The sequence below is a fragment of the Belliella kenyensis genome (assembly GCF_022549675.1).
GTDB classification, from domain to species: domain Bacteria; phylum Bacteroidota; class Bacteroidia; order Cytophagales; family Cyclobacteriaceae; genus Belliella; species Belliella kenyensis.
On sequence record NZ_JAKZGR010000034.1, the window covers coordinates 1 to 8,284 of the forward strand.

The window sequence follows — 8,284 nt, forward strand, 5'->3', positions numbered from 1 at the left end:
ATCCTAAATTGTACTTTTTCAATCCGAAATTGACTCGTGGATCAAGGGTCAAATACATAAAAAAAGAAAGTAGAGCTTAGTTTAAACCCTACTTTCTAATTCCTGACGAATTTTCCAATAAGCCCTAATTTAGGCTCAATTCGAGACCTAAATCCTCATTAGTCAGACCGAATTTATCGATTTGTTTTTTTATTCTATCAACTCAGCCCAACTTACTTTCATAAAACCTATTAAACCAAATCCAGCCCCTTCTTGATCGAATTACAGGATCCAAGAAATCAAGGGTTGAGTTCAAGATGAGCTAGGTTATCAACATCCTCAAATACTGGGCAGAGGAAGTCATGCCCAAAGCAAAGCAAAAACTCCCAAAGTCATCGAAAAACAGAAACAACCGCTTCCTAAAATCCACCAACCAGCTTACTATTCTACCTAGCAAGCCCTTCACCCTGCGGATGTCAGTCAATACGCCATAGGCGCACACGGCAGCCACTAACCTCCCGACCTCTGCAAGAGATTATGGCTAGTGGGTAAAAGTTGGTCACAGTAATTCATTCAAAATCTCGATAAATTTAGAGCCATCAGACATTCTAAATTCCCCATTTTCGATTTTTTCAATAGGTACATTCCCTTCAATTACTCGAAGAATACCATCTTTATCTAAAAATAGATTAGCGGGGTATCCATCAAAACCTAATTTTCTTGTTAGTTCTTTTGAGTCAACTATATGTTCAAAATCAAACTGAAATCTTTGTAAAAACTTCCTAACCTTGCTTTCTGACTCAAAGGTTATTGATAAAAAATTAAACTTATCACTATATTCCTCTTTCATTTTATTCAAAATTGGCATTTCTTCAATACAAGGTTTACAAGAGGTAAACCATAAATTTATTAGTGTAGGTTTACCTTTAAGGTCTTCTATACTAATTACACGACCATCTAATGTCCTAGCATTTAATATAGGATATTCTTTACCGATTAAGGCTTTTTTTCTTTCAATTTCTAATTTTGTCTTTTTAACATTGTCAGTGAAATGCCATTTATACGAAAAAACAATTGAATCATTTCTATTATACTCTAAATCTAATTCTTCATAGATGTCCATAGATTTTACCACTGCTTTCATTTTGCTTAATCGTATTTCTTTAAGTTCTATGTAATCTTTCTCGTTTAATACTTTCCCTTCTTCATTTAAATAATAGTTTGCAGATTGTCCTAGCAATAGATTGGAATAAAAAAAACCTAAAAGAATTAAAGAAATTTGAGTTGTTGTTTTCATATTATTATTTTTTATAGGTAAAACCGAATGATTTTGTATAAATTCATGTTCAAATATGAGCAATAACATGATTTGTCATAATCAAGGAAGATATTTTTAGTACTAATTTTCATGAGATACACAAAGCTTGAATTTAGCACTTCGCTTTCATAGGAGCACGAGACCTCTGCTTTCGTATGGATGATGTGTAAGACTGGTGTTTAGTCATTCTCTTATTTTTAATATTACATTTCCTATTTTTTGTCCAGATTCAACATATTTGTAAGCCTCTACTATTTGGTCCAATTTATATTTTCTGTCTATAACAGGTTTGAATTCACCTTTCTCTACAAGTTGCTTTAAAAATATTACGTCTTGTTTAGTGATGGATGGAATTGGAAATAATAGCCTTTTACCACCCCAAATTGGTGTTGTTAAAGCAAAAAGTAAATTCTCTCCTTTTTTCCCTAATTCTGTTGAGATGTAAATTCCCTTTACTGTTAATAATGGCTTGCATTGTCCAAAGGAACTTTTTCCAACCGCATCAAAGATGAATTCAAATTTATCCTCTGTCTTGGAGAAATCTTGTGTTTGATAATTAATAACATTATCTGCACCCAGAGATTTTACTAGGTCTACATTTTTTGTATCACATACTGCTGTAACTATTGCTCCAAAATGCTTTAACAATTGAACAGCCGCAGAACCAATAGCACCAGTTGCTCCATAAACTAAAACGTTTTGTCCTCTTTCAACTTTTGCTGCTCTTATATCTACTAAAGCATAATGTGCTCCTTCTGTAAAAGCCGCTGCTTCATCAAAACTAAAGCCCTCAGGAATAGTTGTGATGGCATCTGTTTCTTTAATTGTTAAATACTCTGCATGTCCACCGAAGGTTTTATCATTAAATCCAAAAATTTTATCCCCTATCTTAAATGTTGACACTTTTTGTCCGACTTCTTCAACTATTCCTGCAAACTCACAACCAAGTATTTGATGCTTTGGTCTTAAAAGCCCCGTAAAAAAACGAGAAACAAAATATTCTGCACTTCGCAAGCCTGAATCAGTGCGGTTTACTGTTGAAGAGTAAACTTTAACTAATACTTCTTTGTCCTTAGGTATTGGTTTAGGAATTTCTAAGAGTTTGGCAACTTCAGGTGGTCCATATCTTGAATGTACAACTGCTCTCATTTTCTTAATATTCCATTGTTTCTATATTCTGTTTATCCACAATTGCAACTAAGGAATTCCGAAACTTTAAGGATTTGGTTCAAAATTAAACGAACTTCGGTCATAAATTTGATTTTCTTCAATCGGGATGGATTTAAACTTTTCAAATGGAATAATCTGATAACCACTATAAGTTTCAAACCAATTACAAATTCGCACTTCATTAAATGCTTTATTATATTCTAATAACAAATCAGTAGAAACAATCGTGTACGCATTACTGACGTAAAGTTTTTTTGATGTGTTTGAATTCTCTCTTTTCTCCAAGTTTGAATTATCAAGCTTTAACTCATTTTTAAGAATGATAGTATCACCTTTTATTTCAACATCGTAAATCAATGAAAGAATAGCACATCGTCCACTCCCATTAATTTGAAAAATAGCCTTTTTTAACCCGTTAATTGTCTCGTAGAACACATATTGATTAGTCGGAAAATCCTTCTTGGAAATCCAGGTTTTTTCTTTGATAGAGTCCCATGGATTACCATAAACAAATCCATTATAAATCATTGTCAATAAAATGATTAAGTTTATTCTTTTCATTTTCAGCGTATTTTTAAAATTCAACACAAGCAATCTGGTAAGGCAAGGGAATTTCACCCTCACCTTCCCACAGAACCGTGCGTGAGACTCTCATCCGCCGCGGCGGACTCTTCATGTTTGTAAATCGCTTCGGTTCTAATATACCTAAGATTGAACCAAATTCCAATGTTCAAACAGGTTGGGGGTAGACTTATATTGTTGCTTTAGCCATCTGACTGCCACCCATTTGTATAGTCCTTTCTCCCATTTCACCCACTTGAGTAAACGATGGTTGAGTTGGTTCCATAGTTTATACAGATATGAAGATAAATTACTATCTAACTCCTCCCAATCCATACGGTCTATGCCTGCGCTGCCTTTGTTGGATTTTACCTTCTTATACGCCTGCCACACCATCAGCTTGGTAATTGGTTGCGATTTTGTTTCATAATAATCTGTCATCTCCGCCGCGGCGGATTGTAAACTAGTTTGAAACTAAACATGTCCAGCCCTTGGCTCCACTCCCGTTACAGGTGTTTTATTGCTACTACGACTGGATCTGCCCCCCCATACCTCACCCAACCACGGGTGCAGGTTTCACCTCTCGAATTGACCTGACGGCATGGAGTTCACTTGTTCCCCCGAAATAATCGGGGCAGGCATTGAAATGGCCTGTACTGCGTTCATGCCAGCTTAACCCCGGATGCGATGTGGCCAGTATATCCGATCATCCGCCACACTTTGTCATAGTTATCCCAAGCTATCGAGATATCCACCTATTTTTGACATCGTAATTTGCCTAATCGAGGCTTCGTCACTGGTTCTTCGCCGCGGCGGATCAGCTCCTACAGGGATCAAAGCCCCCGTATTTCCTTACCGCTCACTACATATTGGTTTCCCAAACATGCACAGCGTAAGGTAGTTTGATAGCTGCTTTCCCGAAGCTTCGGGACCATCGGAGGGCCTCTCTATTAGTTACCCAATAGTCCTACATCCATTTCAAAGCATTAGACCTGTTTTTAAGTTCGATTCAAGTCACACACGTGATTCAGCTTGGAGACGGCGGGCCTGTCTGAAGCCAGTCAGGCTTTCGGAGCCGTTCTCTTCCAGCCTACTCCCAACTTCTTTAAGATGCTAAACTTTCTATTTACTCTGAACAGCCCGCTGTATCCAAGGTGATGTTAGAATGCGTTATTCCTTTCGAATGCTCACAGGAATGTTAACCCAATTCTTTTATTCAATCCTTGCTCGAAAATCCGGATCAAAGTTGACAACTGAATATTTCCTTTACCATTTTCAAGCTTTGAGATATAACTTTTCTTTGTTCCTGCTTTTTCTGCCAATTGTTCTTGAGTCAGATTTGCTTCCTTCCTCGCTTCTTTTAGCATTTCGCTGATGATGAACATCTGTGCATTTTCTTCATACTTATTTCTGCTTTCACTTCCAATTTTTCCGTGTTCCAGTTCAATCAGTTCATCGAATGTCTTGACTTTGCTATAATCCTTCATGATCTTATTTCTTTGTTTGATAATATTCCTTCATTAACCTTTCTGCTTTCTCCAATTCATTCTTCGGAGTCTTTTGGGTCTTTTTTTGAAAACCGTTGAACAGAACCACAAGCCTTCCTTCATCAAAGCAGCAAAAGATCCTGAAAATATTTGATTGAAACTCAACTCTTATTTCATATAGCCCCTCAGTTCCTTCAAGATGCTTGAGAAACTTTTCTGGTACCCTTTCCACTTGCTTGATCAGTTCAAATACATATTGGATCTTACTTTTAACCTTATCATTCTGGCTTTGGTAAAATTCAATAAAGTGGTTTTCATAAAAAATGATCTTCCTAACCATATATACAAAGTTATCTCAAAAGATAACATTTTCCAAAAATGCAGCGGTTTCTTTTAATGTCCTCTAACGGGATTCAGCTTGGAAACGGCGGGCTTTCGGAGCCGATAGCTTCCAACCTATTCCTAACTTATTAAAATTACTAAACTTCCTATTTTTTCTAAACCACCCGCTGTCTTACAAGGTGATGTTAGCGAAAGTTGTTTTTTATCTGGAAATCCAGTTTTCTAACCTAATACCAGAGATTCTTTGAAACTCTTTCAAGTTTTCTGTCACCATTATTAGGTCTTTTTCTATTGCTGTGCAACCAATCAACAGGTCAAAATCACTGATCTGCAAGCCAATTGATCTTAATCGGGCTTTCTCTTTTCCATACAGGTAAATTGCGCTAAAAATCGGAAGGACAACAATTTGATTAGCAAACACTTCAATTAAATCAAGATTCTTTTGAGGGTTTTTACTACTTTCAGCTCCAAAAACTAATTCTGCCAAAGTAATTTCTGAAATAGCAAAATTTTCAGTGCCTAGCTGTTCAAACTTTTCTATCAATCCATACTTCCCTCTTAAAAAATGGACGCAGATATTAGTGTCTAAAAGATACTTCATTCGAAACCAGAATTTTCTGTTTTTTCTATTCTGGACTCTCTAATTTCTTTAATGATTTCGTCGGAATCTTTATCATCTTCCCATCCACCAAAAAGTGTCCGCATTTCAACCTTCTCTTCTTTTACATCAAGAGATTCGGTCAATTTAATGATCAGTTTTTTCTTGGAAAGATTATCCAAACTTTTCAAGAGTCCGAAATACTTTTCCAATGTCTTGTTATTTAAAGTGAGGTTTGCCATGATTTTTTACCCAATTTACGAAATTAAAGTTTTGATGGTCAAAAGATTTGGATAATTAAATTCCCAACTCTCTTTTCTTTTTCTTTATTAAGTCTACCATTTCACTTGTATCTCTAGTAAATCCACCTGCATTTATGAATTGATTTTCAGTATTGAACCAATATATTTTATTATCCCCTTCAACTTTCAATTTATACAAAGGAGGGTAAACAAACTGTATAAGGGAAAGGGATTCCACTTCCATCCAGTTTATTTTTCTTTCATTCTCTCCATTCTTTATAATTACATTTTGACATCCTAATTTTACTATTACAAATTTATCCTTAATAGCAATAAATATTGGGAAGCAGATTATTCCTATAACTCCAAAAACTAACGTGGTAACGATATTTTGTTCCATTTTCTCACCATTTATCCAGAATAACTCAGGAAAGAACCAAGACAAAATGGACATAATTACCATTATTATTCCCAAACCAAATAACAGGTATTTCAGGAAGTGGTGATAAAGATTATTGCTTTCCATGGTTTGTCTTCAATTTTCGCTATCGTGTCGCAGCTAAGAAACGTGGGGCATTTCGAAGCGATTACCTGTCTACCTTCACTAAAGTTAGCTCGGGAGACAAACCTATCGAACATTACTAACTGCCCCATGTTTTCTTAGGTGCTGTTATAGCACGTTTTTATTCTTCTCCTTGATTCCACCAATCAATTTGGGTTCTGTTATTTGTTTTCAAGAATTCAATCCCACAAATTTTTACAATGTCCGCACAAGTTTCTTTGGAACCTGACAGGATTGCATACGGACAATCGAAATCTGGAATCAGAATTTTAATATCATTTTCCGCCATAAGTGCCTTAGCATCTTTGATTTCGTTATAAATTTCAAATTGGTTCTTATTTTCAAATGAAACAAGTCTCGTTTCTGAATTAGGAAATCTGTCCATTTTCATTATCCTAATTTCTACCATTCCATTATCTTGAAAGTATTCAATTAAGGGAATAAGTATTGTTGGAGGAATTCGGTCGGCTGCATAATCTGGGAAATCCACTTTCTTCAATTCACTAAATTCTTTTAATTCTGTTTTAAAAGGCTCCTGAAGTTCCAAGATTCCTTTAGCTAACCTGTTCATAGAATTGAATCCAATTTCCTTGGATATTTCTTTCCATGAAATTGTCGATAGAAGTGGATAGGTTATTTTCAAATTAGCTTCCCAATTGAAATGGTCAGCAAATACTTGCTTTTGAAATGGATACAAACAAATCAATACTTCCTCTTCATCTAAAAAGAGAGAACTAATTTTCTGGGAGTCTGATTTTGAATCTACCTTCATTCTTTTATTTGCCACTAACGTTTTCGGGCTTTGCGTTCGGGCGGGTTTCGGAGCACAAAACTGTCTGCCAGCACTACACTTGAATAGAAGCACAAAGCTCCAAGTTTGCACGTCACCCCGCCTGACGCAAAACCCGTGTTGAACTGACACCCTTCGGGTGAGCGATTTACCTAAATTCTGCTTATTTTTAGTTATATCAAAATCTTTCATCATGAAAACTCAAAAAAAACACGCTGGGCATCGTAGCCCTCAATGATTCCGCTCAGGGGTATTTGCTAAAACTAGCTTCTTTTCTTGAAGCTAAGGCCTATTCCCCCATGACCATCCGCAACTATATGGCTGAGATGCGGTATATTTTTGCCTACTACAACCATCTCAATCCTGAACAGCTCACACAGGATCACATCGCCTCCTACATCAACTACATCAAAAAAGAACATGGCGTGGGAAGGGATAAATGTAGGATGACAGCCCAGAGCTGCAGCTTCTTTTTTAAACACATTTTGCCTTCTCCCTACGTAGTGCCTCACGCCCTCTATCCCCGAAAGGAGTTCAGACTTCCTGAGATTCTAACCCAAGAACAGATCAGCCATGTAATCCAATCCACAACCAATATCAAGCATAAAGCCATCATTGCTTTGTTCTATGGAACAGGGATCAGGTTGAGCGAACTTCGGTTCTTGGAAATGAAACATATTTCTCGGACAGACATGCAGCTCAAAGTTGTGGCTGGAAAAGGCAGTAGGGACAGGTTTACCATCCTTCCTGCTGCTGTGCTTCCGCTACTCGAAGCATATTACAGGGTACACAGGCCGAAAGTCTTTCTCTTTGAAGGACAGACCCCGGGCAAAGCCATGAACGACCGATCAATACAGCATGCCATCCGCATGGCCATGAATCAGGCAGGTTTTGAACAGTATGGTTTTTCCGCACATTCTATCAGGCATTCCTTTGCCACACACCTTCTCGATGCAGGGACAGATATACATACCATCAAGCAGCTTCTCGGACACTCCAAGATAGAGACTACCATGATCTATCTCCACCTGACCAAGCAGCGCAGGGATAAACTTGTCTCACCTCTTGACCTGCTCAGTCATGGAAACTGATGTTTCTTTCCAGTCCCTGTTCAGGCATCAATCCATCTCCAACTTCAATCCTTACAGCAGAGCGGTTTTCGCCGATCTTGCTGCCTGTCATACCGCTGCAAAAGGGTATCACCTCAGCAGGTGCGATGATCAGCAATGTGGAAA

Annotated in this window: 11 protein-coding genes and 1 pseudogene; 2 read left to right on the forward strand and 10 right to left on the reverse strand. The window is 37.2% G+C overall.

What is annotated here, in order from left to right; all coding sequences use genetic code 11:
* Positions 1 to 301: 301 nt before the first annotated feature.
* From MM214_RS18700 to MM214_RS18745, 10 genes are all read right to left on the reverse strand, one after another.
* On the reverse strand, positions 302 to 490 hold the full coding sequence (locus MM214_RS18700) for a hypothetical protein (protein ID WP_241297703.1): 189 nt from the start codon (positions 488 to 490) through the stop codon (positions 302 to 304).
* Between the two features lie 48 nt (positions 491 to 538).
* A complete protein-coding gene (locus tag MM214_RS18705; protein ID WP_241297704.1) occupies positions 539 to 1,345 on the reverse strand; it encodes a TlpA family protein disulfide reductase in 807 nt (268 codons plus the stop codon).
* A gap of 135 nt (positions 1,346 to 1,480) precedes the next feature.
* On the reverse strand, positions 1,481 to 2,446 hold the full coding sequence (locus MM214_RS18710; RefSeq protein ID WP_241297705.1) for an NAD(P)-dependent alcohol dehydrogenase: 966 nt from the start codon (positions 2,444 to 2,446) through the stop codon (positions 1,481 to 1,483).
* 66 nt (positions 2,447 to 2,512) lie between these two features.
* Complete coding sequence (locus MM214_RS18715) at positions 2,513 to 3,028, reverse strand: hypothetical protein (protein ID WP_241297706.1); 516 nt, start codon at positions 3,026 to 3,028, stop codon at positions 2,513 to 2,515.
* 1,187 nt (positions 3,029 to 4,215) lie between these two features.
* Complete coding sequence (locus MM214_RS18720; RefSeq protein ID WP_009033879.1) at positions 4,216 to 4,515, reverse strand: helix-turn-helix domain-containing protein; 300 nt, start codon at positions 4,513 to 4,515, stop codon at positions 4,216 to 4,218.
* A gap of 4 nt (positions 4,516 to 4,519) precedes the next feature.
* Positions 4,520 to 4,855, reverse strand: a complete 336-nt coding sequence (locus MM214_RS18725) for a type II toxin-antitoxin system RelE/ParE family toxin (RefSeq protein WP_241297707.1) — start codon at positions 4,853 to 4,855, stop codon at positions 4,520 to 4,522.
* A gap of 204 nt (positions 4,856 to 5,059) precedes the next feature.
* On the reverse strand, positions 5,060 to 5,458 hold the full coding sequence (locus tag MM214_RS18730) for a type II toxin-antitoxin system VapC family toxin (RefSeq protein ID WP_241297708.1): 399 nt from the start codon (positions 5,456 to 5,458) through the stop codon (positions 5,060 to 5,062).
* Positions 5,455 to 5,697 carry a hypothetical protein gene (locus MM214_RS18735; protein WP_241297709.1) on the reverse strand — a complete coding sequence of 81 codons (243 nt, stop codon included), beginning with the start codon at positions 5,695 to 5,697 and terminating at the stop codon, positions 5,455 to 5,457. The genes MM214_RS18730 and MM214_RS18735 overlap by 4 nt, the downstream gene beginning before the upstream one ends.
* 55 nt (positions 5,698 to 5,752) lie before the next feature.
* The gene (locus MM214_RS18740; RefSeq protein ID WP_241297710.1) at positions 5,753 to 6,223 is read right to left on the reverse strand and encodes a hypothetical protein; all 471 of its coding nucleotides are present in this window, start codon (positions 6,221 to 6,223) and stop codon (positions 5,753 to 5,755) included.
* A gap of 157 nt (positions 6,224 to 6,380) precedes the next feature.
* Entirely contained in the window at positions 6,381 to 7,031 is a 651-nt protein-coding gene (locus tag MM214_RS18745; RefSeq protein WP_241297711.1) for a hypothetical protein, read from the reverse strand.
* A 272-nt stretch (positions 7,032 to 7,303) separates the two neighbouring features.
* Here MM214_RS18745 and MM214_RS18750 point away from each other — a divergent pair, with 272 nt between their 5' ends.
* On the forward strand, positions 7,304 to 8,140 hold the full coding sequence (locus tag MM214_RS18750) for a tyrosine-type recombinase/integrase (protein WP_262916671.1): 837 nt from the start codon (positions 7,304 to 7,306) through the stop codon (positions 8,138 to 8,140).
* Positions 8,130 to 8,284, forward strand: a pseudogene (locus MM214_RS19200) (IS91 family transposase); the annotation flags it as partial. The gene MM214_RS18750 and the pseudogene MM214_RS19200, both read left to right, overlap by 11 nt.